Raw genomic sequence first — 19166 nt, 5'->3', positions numbered from 1 at the left:
GCCGTACCACCCTGCACATATCCATACGAAAGACGTTTGAAATGCCCGGTGCTTCCGCTCCACTGCTCGATGAACCCAGGTCCGGTAGGCTGACGATCCAGTACGCGCCGAACACCGAAGGCGATGTTACCGAAAATCCGCCCCGCTTCACATGGCTTCCGGTGATTGAGGACGAGGCGCTGTATACACTGCGCGTGTCTACTGATCCGAAGTTCAAGCCAAAGAATACCCAGGTTTTCTCTTCCATTCCGCTGAATTTTTTTACGCCTGACACCACGTTCGCTCCCGGGGAATACTTCTGGTCCTATGCCGTCTGTAGCGATGATGGAAAACCGGCGTCGACCTGGAGTTCGACCCGCAGTTTCACGATCGAAGACGGCCTGCCTGAAACGCCGCTACCGTCCCGCGAAGAGAGGTTTCAGTCATCTCCATCGTCGCATCCTAGGCTTTGGCTTTCGAAGGATCGACTGGCGGAGTTTCGGAAGGCGGTGAAGGCCGATCCCGGGCACTGCACCTGGTCAAATTTCTACGAGAAATCGGTGCTGCCTTGGATGGACCGCGAATTTATGCGTGAACCCGCCGGTTATCCAAACCACCAGCGAACAGCGCCAATTTGGCGTCAGACATATATCGATCTTCAGGAGGTCATGTATGCCATCCGTCATCTGGCAATAGGCGGACAGGTTACCGGCGACCAGGCAATGCTCGACCGTGCAAAGGAATGGCTGCTGGAGGCGGCCTCCTGGGATCCTATGGGCGTAACGTCCAGAGCCTACACCGATGAATGGGCCTATCGCGTGACCAATGCTTTGGCCTGGGGTTATGACTGGCTTTACGATCAGATGTCTGAAGACGAAAGGGTGTCTGTTCGCAAGGCCTTGCTCGAGCGGACCCGTGACATTGCCGAACACGCGATCATCAATGCCAAAATTCACCTTTTCCCGTACGACAGCCACGCGGTCCGCTCTGTTTCATTGACACTGATCCCCGCCTGCATCGCGCTGCTCGGTGATGAGGAAAATGATGAAGCCCGTGACTGGCTGAATTACTGCATCGAGTTTCTCTCGACCGTGTATTCACCATGGGGTGACAGTGATGGAGGCTGGGCGGAAGGCACGAACTATTGGATGATGGGCATGGCCTATCTGATTGAGGCGGCCAACCGGTTAAAGTCCTTCACCGGTATTGACCTCTACCGACGTCCATTCTTCCGGAATACCGGTGATTTCCCGCTTTTCTGCAAGGCGCCGAATACCCGCCGTGCGACCTTCGGTGATGACAGCACCCAGGGCGATTTGCCCTGTATCAAAACTGGTATCAATTTGCGGCAGTATGCCGGTGTGACCGGAAACGGGGCTTACCAATGGTATCATGAGGAGCTGGCCCGCCTGAATCCGGGCACGGAGGGGGCGTTTTACAACTGGGGCTGGTGGGATACCAATTTCGATGAGCTCACATACCTGACCGATTTCCCTGAGGTCGAAGCCAGCGATCCGCCATCGGGAATGCGGCATTTCAAGGGCATAGGCTGGGTCGGTATCCAGCACGAAATGGCTGATCCGGATCAGCACATTCAGTTCGTTTTCAAGTCCTCGCGTTTTGGTTCGATCAGTCACAGTCATGGCGATCAGAACGCCTTCTGCATGTCGGCATATGGCGAGGACATGGCAATTCAGTCAGGGTATTATGTCGCGTTCAATTCGACCATGCATCGAAACTGGCGCCGTCAGACCCGTTCGAAAAACGCAATCCTGATCAATGGTAAAGGTCAGTACGCCGAGAAGGACAAAGCCAGGGCGATGGCGGCCAGGGGCAACATTTTGGCGGCCGAGGAACATGACGATCACATGTACATCCGGGGCGATGCGACCGCGGCCTACCAGTCGCTTTCGCCTGAAGTTACGTTGGCCGAGCGCGAAATCTACTTCGTGCGCGGCAGCTATTTCGTCATCGTCGACAAGGTGGACGCAAGCGAACCTGTGACCGTCGACTGGCTTTTGCATGCCAACCAGCCTTACCAGCTTGGCAACACGTCATTCAGGAATACCGGTGAACGCGCGGGCTTTTATGGTCAGGTGGTATGGTCGGAGGCCGGAAAACCTGAGCTGACACAGGTAACCGGCTTTCCGGATGTGGACCCCTCGGAATATGAGGGTCTTCCGGAGAGCACGTGTCTGCACGCAAAATATCCTGTCGCAACACGACATCGCATCGCAACTTTGCTGGTCCCGTACCGGCTGGCGGAGCCGAAGCGAATTTTCAACTTCATGGACGACCAGGGCTACGATGCCGACCTTTATTTCACCGACGCGGACGAGAACACGTTCAAGGTGGTGATGAAGAAGCTGGCAAACACCTGACCATTGGCGGAGGCCGGTGCCTCAAAGCCTCGCGACATGCGGAGAACAAAATGAGCATAAAGAACTACTTCCCCGGGGCCGAAAACCAGCTTTTCGATGCGGGTGGCGGTCTGACCAGAAAGGTCGCCGCATATAATGACAATCTGATGTGCGTTGAGGTTCACTTTGAGAAGGGAACGGTTGCGGCCCTCCACAGTCATCCTCATGAGCAGATCACCTACGTGATTTCGGGCAGGTTTGAGTTCGTTGTAGGAGATGAAACCTACATCGTTTCCGCAGGCGACTCTCTCTACAAGCAGCCAAACATCGTGCATGGCGCCACCTGCCTCGAGGCGGGAACGCTGCTCGATCTCTTCACACCGCATCGCGAAGATTTTCTCTGAACCATCAGAACCCAGGAACGACTGAAGGGAGTACACGGCATGACGAAACCCGTTATCGGATTTATTGGCCTCGGCCTTATGGGCGGAAACATGGTTGAGAACCTGCAAAACAGGGGCTTTGAACTGGTTGTTATGGACCTCAACCAGGACGCCGTAACCGCGGTACTTGACCGCGGCAATGCGAAACAGGCCGGTTCGCCGAAAGAGTTGGCGGAAGCGAGCGACATCGTGATGTTGTGTCTTACGACGTCGGATGTTGTGGAGAAGGTCGTCTACGGGGACGAAGGCATTCTGGCCGGCATCCGCGAGGGTTCCGTGCTGATCGACTTCGGGACTTCAATTCCCGCCTCAACCCGCAAAATTGGCGCTGACCTGGCTGCGAAGGGTGCCGGAATGATTGACGCGCCCCTCGGTCGCACGCCGGCCCACGCGAAAGACGGCCTGCTTAACATCATGGCTGCGGGCGATCCGGAAACTTTCGAAAAGGTTCGTCCAGTTCTTGAGGAGCAGGGTGAAAATGTCTTCCATCTGGGCGCCCTGGGCGCCGGGCATACGACCAAGCTGATCAACAATTTCATGGGCATGACCACGGTGTGCACGATGAGCCAGGCTTTCGCGGTCGCGGACCGTGCCGGAGTGGATCGCGCACAGCTCTATGAGATAATGTCGACAGGCCCCTCGAATTCACCATTTATGACGTTCTGTAAGAACTATGCGGTGGACGGTGTCAGCGACCTCGGTTTCTCCATAAACAATGCCAACAAGGATCTCGGCTATTTTCTGACGATGGTCGAGGACCTTGGTACCAGAGCGGAGATTGCTGAGGGAACATCCCATAATCTTAACGCCGCGGTGGCTGCGGGCATGGGTGATGGCAACGTGCCGGAGATCTTCGACTATTTTCTGAAACTTCAAAGCGAAGCCGCGCAGCCGAACGCCGTCTCCGCCTAACCCGAACAGATAAAAAGGATACCAAACCATGAAGCTTCAGGGAAAAACGGCCATCGTTACGGGCGGCGGTCGCGACATCGGACGCGCCTGTGCAGTAAAGCTGGCCTCCGAAGGGGCGAACGTCGCGATCAACTATTTCGCCAGCAGCGCTGGCGCCGAACAAACCGTTGCCGAAATTGAGAAACTCGGCGGTAAGGCAATTGCCGTCCAGGGCGATCTTTCGAAAGCCGAAGACGTCGCTACTCTGGTGGATGCTACGGTTAAGGAATTTGGTGCCGTGGATGTGCTGGTCAACAATGCCGGAGGTCTCATTTCGCGCAAAACGATCGCCGAGATGCCGCTGGAACATTGGCAGGCCGTCATGGACCTGAACCTCACCAGCACCTTTTTGCTGGTCAAGGCGTGCCTGCCTCATATGAAATCCGGTGCGATCGTGAACCTCGCAAGTCAGGCCGGTCGTGATGGTGGTGGTCCGGGTGCCGTTGCATATGCTACTTCGAAGGGCGCCGTGATGACCATGACCCGCGGTCTCGCTAAGGAGCTTGGCCCGGAAATCCGCGTAAATGCCCTTTGCCCGGGTATGATCGACACTGACTTCCACAACATCCACACGGCCGACGCCGCGCGCCGCGGGTTTGAGGCTGCAGCAGCCGTGAAGCGCCAGGGTGTTCCCGAGGATGCGGCAAATCTCGTGCTGTTCCTTGCATGCGACGATTCCGCATTCATCACCGGTGCAAATGTCGACATCAACGGCGGCGTTTTATTCTCCTGAGCGGAGAAGTAGTCAACTGCCCAAATTCCTGACGGACGTTTGCAAATGCGCTTTCTCGCCATTGGTGAATGCATGGCTGAACTTGCCCCAGCGTCGAAACCGGGAGATTATCATCTCGGTTTCGCCGGGGACACGTTCAACACGGCATGGTATCTTGCACGGGTAGGTCCCGAGGATTGCCGCGTGTCCTATTTTAGCGCAATCGGTCAGGATGAGATTTCCCGGCAAATGCGTGATGCAATATCTGCCGGTGGGATCGACACGGAATATCTTCTGGAAGTCGCCGATCAAACGGTCGGTCTTTACCTGATTTCGCTCAATAACGGCGAACGCAGTTTTTCCTATTGGCGTGGGCAGTCTGCCGCTCGCCATCTGGCCGATGACCCAGGCAGTCTGCGGCGGGCGATGGAAAACAGCGATGTAATATATTTTTCGGGAATAACTCTCGCCATACTGGAAGAGGCTACCCGGGACACACTATTCGATGCCTTGGGAGCCGCGCGGGCGTCGGGCAAAATGATCGCATTCGACCCCAATCTCCGGCCGGGACTGTGGCCAAGCCCTGAATGCATGAAAGAGGCGGTCATGCAGGGTGCGGCGGTAAGCGATATATCTCTTCCGTCTTTTGAGGATGAAGCAAGCTGGTTCGGGGATGCGGACCCTGAGGCCACGGCCGAACGGTATGCCGCGGCAGGCGTCGACACCGTTGTTGTCAAAAATGGCGCCGGACCTGTCCTGTATCGACAAAGCAGTGAATGTGGCGTCTGCGAGGTTCCCGAGGTTGCGGACGTTGTGGACACAACTGCTGCTGGAGACAGCTTCAACGCCGGCGTGCTCGCAGGGCTGATGGAAAACAGATCGCTGTGGGACAGCGTCTCGCTCGGGTGCCGATTGGCTGGAAAGGTTGTGCAGGGCAGGGGAGCCCTTGTTCCTGTAGACCGACCATAGTGGCTCGTTAGCAACAAGCTAAGCATCAACTTTTCCTGGGTCACTGAACAGTGCCGGGACGGTGAGGATAGGCATGTGTCTGGTCACAGGCCCGCATATTTTTAGTGCCCGTTAGTTGCAATGGCCGCAGGTCTCACCAACTCCGCCTGGCTGGGCTGGCGCACGACTGGAACGCGCGGAGCGTTTTTCCCCGATTTCTTCCTGTCTCCGGCAATGCGCGTCCAGTCACCCATGTATCTTCCTGAAGCAGTGACTGGGCTGTTTGGTATCATGTTGGTCGTAGCGGAGCCCAATAGTTCCCACCGCCTCCGAAAGGCGACGGTCCGATCAAGTTCCTTCAGTAGTTCCAGAGGGTCCCGTCTTCCAGCCTGACAATAGGGTGGCTTCCGGGCTCATAACTGTACCGCTCGGCTTCGGCCTCATCGAAATCGACACCAAGACCCGGGGCATCGCTCACGTAGAACATGCCGTTTGTCATTAGGTGCTCGGATGGAAACAACGCGTCGCATTCCGGCGTGCCCAGCACAAGGTATTCCTGAACTCCAAAATTGGGAGCCCAGGCGTTCAGATGCGCCTGTGCTGCCATGCATAGAGGTGAATGGCTGGGCGCACCATGAAACCCTGTCCGGACATGATGCAGGGCGGCGAGATCGACGATGCGTTTCACGTGGGTAATACCGCCCGCGTAGGTCACGGCGACACGGATGAAGTCGACGAGTTCCTGCTCGATCAGCTTGTTGCACTGCCAAATGGTATTGAACACTTCACCGATCGCAATCGGCACGGTGGAATGCCGGCGGATGAATTTCAGCGCGTCCTGGTCTTCGGCTGGAGTGGGGTCCTCCAGCCAGTAGAGGTCTGCCGGTTCCACCGATTTGGCGAATTCAGCAGCCTCGCGGGGGGTCAGCCGGTGATGCACGTCATGCAGGATTTTTAGTTCCGGCCCAAATTTTTCCCGAATTTCCATGAGAGCACCGGGCATGTACCGCATGTATTTTCCGGAGTCCCAGATCTCGGTGCTCGGGCGTATGCCGGAATAGTCGGTGATGTAGTTACGCATGCCACCCTTTGTTTCTGGAACGGCGTATCCCGCGGTGGGCATCCCCGGAATGCCGCACTGTACGCGCACGGCTTTGTAACCGTCCTCCACATAACACGCGACTGAGTCCATGAGATCCTCAAGATCGGCGCCGGTGGCATGTGCGTAAACCATCGCGCCATCCCGGCTTTTGCCGCCAAAAAGCTGGTAAAGCGGCAGGTCCGCGATCTTTCCTTTGATATCCCAAAGCGCCATGTCGATGGCGCCGTAAGCTGCCATGGCGATCGGACCCCCGCGGAAATACGCACCGCGATAAAACAGTTGCCAAATATCCTCACTGTTGCGTGGGTCGAGGCCGATCAGGTTGGGTATCAGGTAGTCGGTGAGATAGCTTGCAGGCAGCGTTTCGCGGTTGTTCAGCGTCGCATCGCCCAGGCCGTAGATCCCCTGATCCGTGTAAATTTTCAGCGTGACATAGTTCTTTTTCGGCCCGCCAACGAAGACCTTCGCATCGGTGATCTTCATTCCGGCGATCTCCGGGTGAGATGCGTGACATCTGTCCAGTTCCCGTTGGAGCGGATGATGTCGATGATCTGCTGGTAGAGGCTGCCTTCGAGGAAAGTTGGGTAGGGTTCGACTGTTTCACCCTGAATGTCGCGCACAAACTCCCGCGCCAAAATATGCCAGCATTTTTCGGTGTCGCCTTCGACGTCGGGGACGGACGTCTTTATGTCTTCCGGGAGCGGTAACGGTTTCCAGTCGCCCGTCCGCGACCGGTAGTGCAACTGTCCACTACCGTAGTGTCCCTCAATGTAAATTGCGCCCTCGCGCCCGTAAAAGACGATGTGATCCTCGTGAAACCGTGGCACCAGGCCTCCGTGCTTAAACAGGACCGAGACCGGTTTGGTTGCGAACGCGCTCCGCAGTTGTGCGAGCACGGTGTAGGACCATTCGACGTTGCTCTCCCCCCATTTCAGAGAGGGATCGTTGAGGTCAGATGGGATAAAATTTCGCCGCATGGCAAAGTTGTGAACGCCCTCAACAATCGGGGCTTTCTCGAGATCGTCCCGCACCTCACCCATCACCGACAGGATCTCTTCGCCTACTACCGCGCAGGCAATCGACAAGGTATGGGTGAAGTTGTTATTCAGCCTGCCGCCGCCATCCTCTTTTCGATGAGACCAGCCGAAAGGAATGTCGCGTTCAAGATTGAAATGGGAGATGCACTCGATCTCGGTTGGCTCTCCAATTGCGCCATCCGCAACCAGCCGCTTCGCATGCAGAATGCTGGGCGTGTACCGAAAACTGGCTGCGTAGGCGGTTTTCACGCCCCTGGATTTGGACAGCTCGTAGAGTTCCATGGCCGTGTCGGCGCTGTCGGTCATCGGCTTGTCGCAGAACACATGGCAGCCGGCTGCAATTGCCTGTTTGATCGGCTCATAATGCGCACCACCGGGCGTGGCGATTGACACGATACCCGGTCGGCACCGGTCGAGCGCTTCCTGCCAATGCGTGCCGGCAAACGGGATGCCCATCTTTTCAGCCACATCCTCAACAACATGGGTCGTCCTGCCGACCATACCAACGATTTCCGCGCCAGCTCCCCTGAACGCCTCAGCATGACCCTGCCCGGCAAAACCAGTGCCGGCTATCAGCACCTTCGGAATATCACTCACCCGCATCCTCCATTTATGTTATACTAGTATTCTAGTATGGATAAGGGAGGTTGGCAACGATCGTCTCCGGGAGGTAATGATCTTGCCGTGCTGCGTCCGCTGGTCACCCAAACCGAAGCGTTGAGGTACTGGTTATCACGGTAGGTCGATGGCCGGACCCAAATTACGTAATGCGGCTGATGGCTAAAACTCTCTCTACCCTGAGTTGCCCTAACCTCAGACGAGCGCTACACGGGAACAATGTCGCAATTGTTGATCGTCTTTCATTCCATGACCGGAGGTAGCAGGCAGATGGCTGAGGCGGCTGCCGATGCGGCGCGGCCGGAGATATCAACCGTACTGAAGATTGCCGAGGACGCTGGGCCCGCGGATTTGCTCGAGGCAAACGGCTACATATTTTGTGCTCCGGAAAATCTCGCAGCTATCGCGGGCGTCATGAAGGACTTTTTCGACCGTACCTATTACCCGGTGCTCGGGAAAATTGAAGGCAGACCGTATGCACAGATGATTTGTGCGGGATCCGACGGCACGAACGCCGCCCGCCAGACAGCGCGCATCGCCCAGGGCTGGCGACTTCGTGAGATTCAGCCGCCGCTGATCGTTTGTACGCATGCGCAGACACCGGAGGCGATACTTGCCGCCAAGGATATCCCGGAAGAGCAGCTATCCAAATGCAGGGATCTCGGCTCCGCGATCGGGGCGGGCATTGGTATGGGGGCGTTTTAGATTGCCACGTATCTTGAGTTACCTCAGTCGATATCGGTGGCGGCAATAACAGCGCGGCTCAGATCCGACTACTGCCGCAGCGGATAAATGCTTCATAGACTCGGCCTTGGGATTGTTGAGAAGTAGTTGGGAACACCCGTGTCCGATACCCTGATAAAGCGTTTGTCGGAGACGTGTTACTCGCGCGTGTCGTGGTGAACGGCCGGGGAGCGACGCGGCCCCCAAATTCTGAATCGCAATATTTCAGTTTGACAAATTGAGCCCAAATGTCCAAATGCCTACCGCAGGAGGTCACGGTTGCACGATGAACGAAACTGAACGGGCATTGCTGGACGCCGCTTTGCGGGTGTTTTCACGTTACGGCGTGAAGCGAAGTAGTATGAGTGATCTCTGTGAGGAGGCGGGAGTATCGCGTCAGACCTTCTACAATAACTTCCGGAACAAGGATGATATCCTCCGGGCGCTGATCCGCAGCTACACCGAACGTGCCCTGAATGGTATTGAAGCGGGTCGTCAGACCCGTGAGAATCTGGGGGATCTGCTCGATCTGGTGTTTGAGCAGACCGTGGTTGCAGGCTATGACATGGTTGCTGCGATGCCAAATGCGGAAGATTTCGTGGACGGAGTACATGCCAGCAGCAGGGATGGGATGGAGGCCGCACATGAACGGTTTCGTGAAGTGATCACTGATATCCTCTCGCCATATACTGCAGAGCTAAATGAGGCCGGGATTGACGTAATCGCGCTGTCGGAATTCGTGCAGCGCGCCTCAAAATCGGCAGGTTTAAACGCCCGCGATCGTAACCATCTATTCACCCAACTTTCCACGCTGCGTCAGCTTTGCCTCGCAGCGGCCGGACCGTCGAACGGCAGCTGAACAAGGAGCTTCCCGATCATGTTTTTTGCCAGAGACACCGCGCGATGCGCGTTGACCCGCCTTGGGGCAACAGTCCTTTTGGCCACCTTCACACTTGGGATCGCAACCGGGCAGGTCCACGCTGAAACGCCGGTAGTCAAGCTGACCGAGGTCAACGGCGGTTCGGGCGATCTGCGCCGCGTCTTCTTCGGCAAGGTTGTGGCGCGGGAGACCGTCGACCTGGCCTTCCAGGTGGGTGGTCAAATTGTCAAATTTCCTGTCGAGGAAGGCGCCGCGGTACCCGAGGGTGCGCTGGTTGCGGAGTTGGATCTTGAGCCGTTCCAACTGGAACTCGATGAGGCCGAGGCCCGCGCGGCCCAGGTCCGCCGAACTCTCGACCGGTATCAGAGACTGGTCGGCGCATCGGTTTCCGAAACCAGCCTCGAAGACGCGGAAACCGAGGTCGATCTGGCCGAGATTGCCCAAAGAAACGCGGAGCGGTCCCTGCGCAACGCCACACTGAAGGCCCCATTCGACGCTATTGTCGCCGCCCGGTTGGTGCCGAACTACTCAACCGTCAGTGCCGGTACACCTGTGGTGCGGCTGCATGACATGTCGGATGTGAGGATCGAGATTGACGTTCCGGAAACGCTTTTCCAGCGGGCCGGACAGGACCCCGATCTCACCCTCACCGCGCAGTTTCCCGCAAGCGACCGAACCTTCCCGCTGGCAATCCGAGAATTCAATGCCGAGACCGCAGAAGTTGGACAGACCTATCGTCTAACCCTCGGGATGGCCGCCCCTGAGGACATGACCGTGCTGCCTGGCTCCTCTGCCAAGGTTACCGCGGTTCTGAGAACCGGCTCCAGTCGCATTGAACTTCCGGCTTCAGCGATCGTGATCGACAATGATCTCAGCACCCATGTGATGGTCTTTGAACCTGCTGGTTCTAACACCGGTACCGTCACTGCGACACCGGTTGAGATTACGCCAACCGATCGCGGCACCGTGGAGGTTACCGCGGGGCTCGAGCCTGGGCAGGAGGTTGTCGCCATTGGCGGTGAACAGCTTACCGATGGCACGGAAGTGCGCCGGTTCACCGACTTCGGAGACTGAGCTTATGGATATCGCGCGCTCCTCCATAGACCGTCCGGTCTATACCTGGATTATCATGCTGATCTGTCTGCTGGGCGGTATTTGGGGGTTTGCGTCCCTGGGCCGTCTGGAGGATCCGGCCTTCACCATCAAGACGGCCGTCGTGGTCACGCAATATCCCGGTGCTTCGGCCGAGGAGGTGGCGCTGGAGGTTACCGAACCGCTAGAATCGCAGATCCAGAAAATGGGTGAGGTCAAGGACATCGAGTCCATGAACCAGCCCGGCCTCTCCTGGATTACCGTGAACATGAAGGACACCTATGACGGTTCCGAACTGCCCGAGATCTGGACGAAGCTGAGAAATCGCGTTGGCGAGGCGGCGCTGCCATCAGGAACTACGCCGCCCTTCGTCAACGACAGTTTTGGTGATGTCTACGGGCTCTATTATGCGGTGACCGCCCCTGGCTTTTCGGACGCCGAGATTTACCGGCTCTCAAGTTTTCTGCGCCGCGAACTTCTGACCGTGGACGGTGTGGCGGATGTGGTGCTGTCGGGCGTGCCGGACGAGGTGATCTATGTTGAGCCGGATCCAGCGTTGTCGGCCACCCTGGGCGTTTCGCCCAATGCAATGCTTGGGGCAGTTGCCAGTGCCAATGAGATCGTCGACGCAGGAGTGCTTCAGGGTGATGACGGACGAACGCTCGTACAGCGTCCCGAAGGCTCGGACAGCGTGTCGGAAATCGCCTCGCTTTCGCTTGGGGTCGGCGGACAGGTCGTCAACCTGGCGGATTTCGCGCATATTTATCGCGGGCCGGAGGCAAATCCCGACCTGATCGTGCGTCACAATGGCACCGAAGCTTTCACCCTTGGCGTCGCCGGCATCGCCAGCGAAAACATCGTCGAGGTGGGAAAGCGTGTCGATGCGCGGCTGGACCAGTTGCGTGAGGCACTGCCGCTGGGAATCGCGGTTGAGCCGGTCTATCGTCAGCATGCGGTGGTCGAAGAGGCGTCGAACGACTTTCTTATCAACCTTGCCATGTCGGTCAGCATCGTCGTGGTGGTGCTGGCGGCGTTCATGGGCTGGCGCGCGGCCCTTGTTGTAGGCACGACACTGCTCTTAACCGTGGTCGGCACGCTTTTCTTCATGAATCTCGCCTCCATCGAGATGGAGCGTATTTCGCTTGGCGCGCTGATCATCGCCATGGGGATGCTGGTGGACAACGCCATTGTTGTCGCCGAGGGCATGCAGATCGCCATGCGCGGCGGCAGGACTTCACGCGAAGCCGCTACGGAGGCAGCCAGCAAGACACAAATCCCGCTGCTCGGAGCCACCGTGATCGGCATTATGGCGTTTGCCGGGATCGGTCTGTCCCCGGACGCCACTGGCGAATTTCTGTTCTCGCTGTTTGCCGTTATCGCGATTTCTCTCCTGCTCTCTTGGGTGCTCGCCATCACCGCGACGCCATTACTGGGTCACTATTTCTTTAAACGGGGGGCGGAAGGTGACAGCGACGGTTATGATGGCGCAATTTTTCGGAGCTACGCCGCGGTGCTGCGTGCGTCTCTCAAGCTGCGCTGGGTGGTAATTGCCGCGCTGATCGCGGGTACGGCCGTCTGCTATGTTTTGTTTGGCCAAATTAAGCAGCAGTTTTTTCCCGACAGCAACACGCCGCTCTATTTCGTCCATTACAAACTGCCACAGGGCGCATCAATTCATCAGACCACGGACGATCTCGCCGTACTGGAGAATTGGCTGGCGGAACGGGAAGGCGTCGTGGACGTGACGTCCTTCACTGGCGAAGGCGCCTCGCGTTTCATGTTGACCTACGAGTCGCAGAAACCGAACCCGAGCTATGGCCATCTGATCGTTCGGGTCTCCTCACTCGACGTAATTGAGGACGAGATGAACGAGCTTGAGGCTTTCGCGACTGAAGCGCTGCCACAGGGCGAGTTTCGCGTGAAGCGGCTGGCTTTTGGCCCTGGCGGCGGCGCGCCCATCGAGGTCCGTTTCTCCGGTCGCGACTCCAATGTTCTCCGCGCGCTTGCTGACGAAGCCATGATGCGGATGCAAGATGCTTCAGACAACGTCAGCGCTCTGCGTCACGACTGGCGCGAGCGCGAACTCGTCCTGCGCCCGGTCTACGCCGATGACCGCGCCCAGGATGCCGGCATTTCGCGCACGGAAATTACCGAGACGCTGCAATTCGCCACCGAGGGCATTGATGCAGGCACCTTCCGGGAGGGTGACAGACAGATACCCATCGTCATCCGCTCTCCACGCGAGGCTGATCTCGCGCTGACCGACCACATGATCTATTCCGACAGCGGCAATACGCTGGTGCCATTCGAACAGGTGATTGATGGGTTCCGCTTTGAGCCGCAGGATACGCTGCTGTACCGCCGGGACCGTATCCAGACGATCACCGTTGGCGCCGACATCCCCCGTGGCATGACCGCGGCACAGGTTCAGGAAGAGGTACGGGAAACCATTGAGGCGATGGAGCTGCCGGAAGGTTACCACATGGAGTGGGGCGGCGAGCTTGAAAGCGCATCCGAGGCACAGGCTTCACTTGGCAGCCAGTTGCCCCTGAGTGGCATCGTCATGGTGCTGATCTCGGTGCTCCTGTTTAACGCACTGCGACAGCCGCTCATCATTTGGCTGCTGGTTCCGATGGCGGTCAATGGAGTCAGTCTCGCGCTTCTGGGCGCGGGCCTTCCCTTTACCTTCACCGCGCTGCTCGGGCTCCTGTCGCTTTCCGGCATGCTGATCAAGAACGGCATTGTTCTGGTCGAGGAAATCGACCTGACCCGTGAGGCCCACCCCGACATGCCCCTGAAAGAGGCCATCGTCACCGCATCCACCTCCCGCCTGAGGCCCGTCTTCCTGGCTGCAGCAACAACCATTCTAGGGATGCTGCCCCTCCTGACCGATGCCTTCTTCCAGTCGATGGCAGCTACCATCATGGGAGGCCTCGCCTTCGCCTCCGTGCTAACCCTGATCGCAGCCCCTGTATTCTACTTCGTCATGTTTCGCGACGCGGAACGGACGGTGAAGGCTGTCAGCTAAGAGAGGCGCAATTCTTACGGGGCGGCACGGAAGTGCGGGAAAATATAAGGTGCTGGCATACGCCGATTGCCGGCGTATGCCAGTCTTAGGGGATCATAAGCACCTCATTCCGTGCAGACTGAATAGCTGGCTTGCGTAGGCTCAATTACGATCAACGATAGCACTGCGCGAAAAGGCGGCTTAAGCCTTCGGCCGACGAGTGTAACCGCTGCTGCGCAATAAACCCTACCATGTTTGTGCATTGGACCAGGCTAAAGAACTTGTCCCGCGCGCGTGCGTTGGCGCGGGGTTGATCGAAAACCTTTTCGATTGAATTCCATATGAAGTTAGTGCTATCGACAGGTTTATCGATAAACCTCGAAATTGCATTGAGGATAAAATTGGGGCGGAGGAAGAAATGGGGAAAGAAGATTTCCCCGAAACTGTTGGCATCCGCGGCACTTTTGGTCGCGTGTACGTAGATTGCCCATGCCCAGGGGAACAACCGCAAGATCACATTCTAAACCCGAAACGGTGGGCTGGAGTTTTGCGCGCCAGGCTACAGCGTCGATTTTGAAGCTGGCCGGGATCCCGGCCTCGCTTTTCGACAACGCAAACGACCCCTATCAATACGACAAACTTGCCCCTGCGCAGCCCGATCACCCGTTTATGGCCGAACTGGCCCGGCGTGATGCGGTGCTGCCCTGGCGTGACCTTGAGGATGACCCGCAATGAACGTTCAAACCAAAATCGAACCCGTCGCATTGACGCTGGACACCGGTTGGCAGCTCAGCCGTATCGGAGGCGAAGGGGCGCTGGAGGTCGCGCTGCCCTTTGATGTGCATTCCGCGCTGCTGGCCGGGGGCGGCATCGAGGACCCGTACTGGCGCGACAACGAGACCAAAACGGACTGGGTGCATGAGAGTGACTGGCTGGTCGCACGCGACTTCACCCATGGCCCGGTCGAGGGTCGCTATACGCTGACCCTGGAGGCTGTGGACTGTCACGCGGTGGTCAGCCTGAACGGGCAGGAGATCGGCACCCTTGGCAACCGTTTCATGCGTCATGATCTGGACGCAACGGAAGCGCTGCGCGAGGGCGACAACCGGCTGGAGATCCGGCTTCTGTCGAATTCGTCCGAGGCGAAACGCCGGGCCGAACAGGCGCCCTTCCCGGTGCCGCATATCGACTGGAACAACCGCATCCCGCACTACAACTTTCTGCGTAAACCGCAGTGTGATGCCGGCTGGGACTGGGGCATCGCGCTCAGTCCGCTGGGCATCTACGGCGAGGTGCGTCTGCAGCGCACCGATCCGCTGCGACTTGATGACGTTCTTGTGCGCCAGCATCACGATGGCGGGAAAGTCCGTATCGAGGTCGAACTGCAGGTCGATGTGGCCCGTCCGGTTGAGACCAGTGCGCAACTGAAGATCGATGGCCAAACCGTGAGCGCGGATGCGAAGCTCTGGCCGGGTCAGGGAACGGTTACCGTCTCAACGGAGATCGAAAGCCCGCGCCTCTGGTGGCCGGTGGGTCACGGAACGCAGGAGATGTATGATCTGCACGTAGGCATCGGGGGGCAGACCCGTTCCATGCGCATCGGCCTGCGCGAGATCGAGCTGCTCACCGACAAGGACGAAATTGGCCACCGATTTGCCTTCCGCGTCAACGGGCGGGAAATTTTCATGCGCGGCGCCAACTGGATCCCCGCCGACGCCCTGCCGCAGCGCGCCACGCCCGAGGCGGTGGAAGACCTGCTCGACAGCGCGCTCGAGGCAAACATGAACATGTTGCGCATCTGGGGCGGCGGCACCTATGAGCCGGACTGGTTTTACCGGATGTGCTCGGAAAAGGGCCTGTTGGTGTGGCAGGATTTCATGTTCGCCTGCAACCTCTACCCGGCACAGGACCGCGCCTGGCTGGACGGGGTGCGCCTTGAGGCCCGCCAGCAGATCCGCCGCCTGTCGCAACATCCCTGCATGGCGCTCTGGTGCGGCGACAACGAACTGATCGGAGCCCTCGGATGGTTTGACGAGGCCAAAGCCGACCGCGACCGTTATCTCGCTCTTTACGACCGGCTCAATCATGCACTCGAAGAAGCGATTCAGGACGAGGCTCCGGGCGTCCCCTGGTGGCCATCCTCGCCCAGCGTCGGGCCGCTCAACTTTGGAGACGGCTGGCACGACGACACTTCCGGCGACATGCATTTCTGGGACGTCTGGCACTCTGCCAAAGACTTCGAGCACTACCGCACGGTGCGCCCGCGCTTCTGCTCGGAGTTCGGGTTTCAGTCCTTCCCCTCAACCCGACTGATCGAAAGCTTCACCGAACCGCAGGATCGTAATGTCTCGTCCCGGGTCATGGATGTGCATCAGCGCAACAGGGGCGGCAACAGCCGCATTGTCGAGACCATGAGCAGGTATTTCCGTTTCCCCGACAGCTTCGGGGACATGTGCTGGCTCAGCCAAATTGGTCAGGGTCTGGCAATGAAAACCGCCATAGAATTCTGGCGGGCCAACAAGCCGCGCTGCATGGGCACGCTTTACTGGCAGCTCAACGACACCTGGCCGGTGGCCTCCTGGGCAAGCCTCGAATACGGCGGCGGCTGGAAGGCCACGCAATATCTCGCGCGCCGGTTCCATGCGCCGGTGATGGTGACGGCTCAGCCGGATGAGACGACAGGCGACATTGTGCTTTGGGCAGTCAACGACACCGGCAGCCCTGTCAGCATCGACGTCACCGCCCGTTCGGTGCGTTTCGGGGGTGAGATCGCAGAGTTGGACACATGGCAGGCGGTCTGCCCGCCGGACCGCGCCGTCGAGGTGGCGCGGCTTGCAGCCGGGTCACTGATCGATGATGCTTTCCTGCATTTCGACTGGGCCGATCCTAACGGCGTGCATGTTGGTGAGAACGAGTACCTGCCAATGCGCCCCAAGGCCTATGACATCGGCACGCCGCGGATCACTGCCGACACGGGCACCGCACCCGATGGCACGCCACAGGTCACACTCACCACGGATCGACCGGCGCTCTGGGTGACATGGGATCTGGGCGGCGATACGGTATGGTCCGACAATTGCCTGACCCTGCTGCCGGGCCGCCCGAAGGTCCTGCGTGCCACGCGCCAGCGTCGCTCGCACCTGCCTGACAGCCGGCCGGAGGCGCGCGCGCTGAAAGGATAGGACATGGCCCGGCCCGGACCTGGTGGCGACACCGTGACAATGAAGACGATTGCGACTGAGCTTGGCGTGTCGGTGACCACGGTCGCCCGCGCGCTCAAGGACGGTCACAAGGTCGGCCCCGAACTGGTGGCCAGGGTCCGCGACACCGCCGACCGTCTGGGCTATGTCCGCAATCTCGAAGGGGCCAAGCTGCGCACTGGCAGGACGCTCGTTGCCATGGCTTTTCTGAGCTTCACGGAGCAGGAGGAGATCGGCGATTCAGGCTCCATCGGTCTTCTGCAGGGGATCCACAAATGGTTTGCCGGCACCGACTATTCGGTGCGGGCCGTGCCGGTGGCGATGGGCGACCTCGCACTGGAACAGGTGCGGGAAGTGGTGCGCGGGCGCAATGCGGACGGGCTGATCCTCGACCATACCCAATTGCTGGATGACCGCGTTAAATACCTGCTGGAGGCAGATTTCCCTTTTATCACTTTCGGTCGCACGGAGCTGCTTTCTCCGCATGCCTTCTTTGATGTCGATAATGAATACGCCGCCTGGCAGAGCACCGATGCGCTCCTGCGCGACGGCTATCGCCGGGTGGCGCTTGTGGACGGTGACCTGCGCTACAGCTTCGTGCGGCAGAGGCTGCGCGGCTACGAAACGGCCCTGCGCGAACACGGGATCGACCCCGACCCGGCGCTTTACCATCACGACGAACTCAGGGCCGACCGCACCCGCCAGGCCGCGGCTGGCCTGATCAATGCCGGGGCGGACGCCTTTGTCTGCGTCAATGAACTGTCCTTCCTCGGCGTGCGCGCCGGTGTCCGTGACCGTATGGGCCCGGACGTTGAACGTTACGGGTTCGCCCTGCGCTCGGGCACCAACCTTGCCGACTATGTGGCCACCCGGGTCTACACCTCGCATTTCTCGAACCAGCAGGCCGGGCGCCGCCTGGCCGAACTCCTCCTGAAGCGCATCGAAGGCGCCCCGCCCGGGGACTGTCAGGAACTGGTCAAAACCACGCTACGCATCAATGGGACGCCGCAGGATGGGGTGTGAAATCAACAGCGGCACAAGCCACGACTTTTTTTACAAATTGCTTGACTAAAGCGGTTTGCGTTTGATCTGAATCGAATTGGGATTCACAAGCCCGCCTTCGTCTGATTCACTTCTGTTTGGAGGTGGATCATGGGCAAACCTTACTCTTTGGACCTTCGGGAACGGATTTGCGCCTACGTCGCTAAGGGCAATTCGGCCCGTTCAGCGGGGCGGCTGTTCGGTGTGAGCGCAGCCACGGCGGTGCGATTGGCAGCGGAGCACCGTAAACACGGCACGGCGGTTCCCAAGCCGCAAGGTCGTACCGCCGGCCGGTTCGGCAAACTCGCCCCGCACCGGGACTTTTTGCTGGAGATCGTGCAGGCCGAACCGGACATCACGCTCAAGGAACTGGCCGCCGCCCTCGCAGAGACACATGGCGTGGAAGTACAGCTCTCCTCGCTGCACCGCGCGCTCGAACGCGCCGGACTGTCATATAAAAAAAGGACTGATCGCGGCGGAACGTGACCGACCGGCGTTGCTCCAGGCCCGCCGTGATTGGATCAAGCGCCGCCAGCCCCGTATGCGCGCGGAGCCGCACAGGCTGGTTTTTATCGATGAAACTGCCGTGAAGACGAACCTCACACGGTTGCGCGGTCGGGCCCCTGTCGGTGAGCGGCTTTATGCCGGGGCACCTTTTGGCAAATGGGGCACGCAGACCTTCATCGCAGGGCTGACGCAGGATGCCCTGATCGCACCGTGGGTGATCAAGGGAGCCATGAACGGTCCGGCCTTCGACACTTACATCGAAACCCAACTGGCCCCGGCGCTCGAACCCGGAACAGTTGTGATCCTCGACAACCTGTCCACCCACAAAAGCCCGCGTGCGGCACAAGCCCTGAAAGAGCGCGGCTGCTGGTTCTTGTTCCTGCCCGCATACAGTCCCGATCTCAATCCCATCGAAATGGCCTTCTCGAAGCTCAAAGCCCACCTGCGACGCATCGGCGCCAGAACCTTTGAAACATTGTTTCAGGCGCTCGGAGACATCTGCGATCTGTTCGACCCGCAGGAGTGCTGGAATTTCCTCAAAGCTGCAGGGTATGCCTCAGATTAAA

At 58.7% G+C, this 19166-nt stretch carries 15 protein-coding genes; 13 read left to right on the top strand and 2 right to left on the bottom strand.

Annotation, left to right across the window (positions count from 1 at the left end; genetic code table 11):
* Positions 1-41: 41 nt before the first annotated feature.
* From ACP15P_RS20200 to ACP15P_RS20180, 5 genes are read left to right on the top strand one after another with little or no spacing between them, the layout of a single operon-like run.
* A complete protein-coding gene (locus ACP15P_RS20200) occupies positions 42-2360 on the top strand; it encodes a DUF4962 domain-containing protein (RefSeq protein WP_424930291.1) in 2319 nt (772 codons plus the stop codon).
* A 50-nt stretch (positions 2361-2410) separates the two neighbouring features.
* Positions 2411-2743, top strand: a complete 333-nt coding sequence (locus ACP15P_RS20195) for a cupin domain-containing protein (RefSeq protein WP_424930290.1) — start codon at positions 2411-2413, stop codon at positions 2741-2743.
* Positions 2744-2782: 39 nt separating this feature from the next.
* Positions 2783-3694, top strand: a complete 912-nt coding sequence (locus tag ACP15P_RS20190) for an NAD(P)-dependent oxidoreductase (protein WP_424930289.1) — start codon at positions 2783-2785, stop codon at positions 3692-3694.
* A 28-nt stretch (positions 3695-3722) separates the two neighbouring features.
* Entirely contained in the window at positions 3723-4466 is a 744-nt protein-coding gene (locus ACP15P_RS20185) for an SDR family NAD(P)-dependent oxidoreductase (protein WP_424930288.1), read from the top strand.
* Between the two features lie 45 nt (positions 4467-4511).
* Complete coding sequence (locus ACP15P_RS20180; RefSeq protein ID WP_424930287.1) at positions 4512-5414, top strand: sugar kinase; 903 nt, start codon at positions 4512-4514, stop codon at positions 5412-5414.
* 337 nt (positions 5415-5751) lie between these two features.
* Here the strand turns inward: ACP15P_RS20180 and manD are convergent, their stop codons facing one another.
* Entirely contained in the window at positions 5752-6978 is a 1227-nt protein-coding gene (manD, locus tag ACP15P_RS20175; RefSeq protein WP_424930286.1) for a D-mannonate dehydratase ManD, read from the bottom strand.
* Positions 6975-8129 carry a Gfo/Idh/MocA family protein gene (locus ACP15P_RS20170; protein ID WP_424930285.1) on the bottom strand — a complete coding sequence of 385 codons (1155 nt, stop codon included), beginning with the start codon at positions 8127-8129 and terminating at the stop codon, positions 6975-6977. The genes manD and ACP15P_RS20170 overlap by 4 nt, the downstream gene beginning before the upstream one ends.
* A gap of 240 nt (positions 8130-8369) precedes the next feature.
* Between ACP15P_RS20170 and ACP15P_RS20165 the strand changes: the two genes are divergently transcribed.
* The 8 genes from ACP15P_RS20165 to ACP15P_RS20130 all read left to right on the top strand — a co-directional run bounded on the left by ACP15P_RS20165 (position 8370) and on the right by ACP15P_RS20130 (position 19165).
* Positions 8370-8855, top strand: a complete 486-nt coding sequence (locus tag ACP15P_RS20165) for a flavodoxin family protein (RefSeq protein WP_424930284.1) — start codon at positions 8370-8372, stop codon at positions 8853-8855.
* 304 nt (positions 8856-9159) lie between these two features.
* Positions 9160-9732 (top strand): TetR/AcrR family transcriptional regulator, encoded by a 573-nt coding sequence (locus ACP15P_RS20160; RefSeq protein ID WP_424930283.1) that lies wholly within the window; start codon positions 9160-9162, stop codon positions 9730-9732.
* 18 nt (positions 9733-9750) lie between these two features.
* A complete protein-coding gene (locus ACP15P_RS20155) occupies positions 9751-10827 on the top strand; it encodes an efflux RND transporter periplasmic adaptor subunit (protein WP_424930282.1) in 1077 nt (358 codons plus the stop codon).
* A gap of 4 nt (positions 10828-10831) precedes the next feature.
* Positions 10832-13873 (top strand): efflux RND transporter permease subunit, encoded by a 3042-nt coding sequence (locus ACP15P_RS20150; RefSeq protein ID WP_424930281.1) that lies wholly within the window; start codon positions 10832-10834, stop codon positions 13871-13873.
* 468 nt (positions 13874-14341) lie between these two features.
* On the top strand, positions 14342-14587 hold the full coding sequence (locus ACP15P_RS20145; RefSeq protein WP_424930280.1) for a hypothetical protein: 246 nt from the start codon (positions 14342-14344) through the stop codon (positions 14585-14587).
* Entirely contained in the window at positions 14584-17034 is a 2451-nt protein-coding gene (locus ACP15P_RS20140; protein ID WP_424930279.1) for a beta-mannosidase, read from the top strand. Before ACP15P_RS20145 ends, ACP15P_RS20140 begins: the two co-directional genes overlap by 4 nt.
* 3 nt (positions 17035-17037) lie before the next feature.
* Positions 17038-18075, top strand: a complete 1038-nt coding sequence (locus ACP15P_RS20135) for a LacI family DNA-binding transcriptional regulator (RefSeq protein ID WP_424930278.1) — start codon at positions 17038-17040, stop codon at positions 18073-18075.
* 129 nt (positions 18076-18204) lie between these two features.
* A protein-coding gene (locus ACP15P_RS20130) for an IS630 family transposase (RefSeq protein ID WP_424926437.1) occupies positions 18205-19165 on the top strand; the annotation gives its coding sequence in 2 pieces (ribosomal slippage) (positions 18205-18549 and positions 18551-19165; 960 coding nt in all).
* Position 19166 lies beyond the last annotated feature (1 nt).

The organism is Amaricoccus tamworthensis (assembly GCF_049800875.1).
Lineage (GTDB): Bacteria > Pseudomonadota > Alphaproteobacteria > Rhodobacterales > Rhodobacteraceae > Amaricoccus > Amaricoccus tamworthensis.
This window is presented reverse-complemented; position numbering and strand designations above follow the sequence as displayed.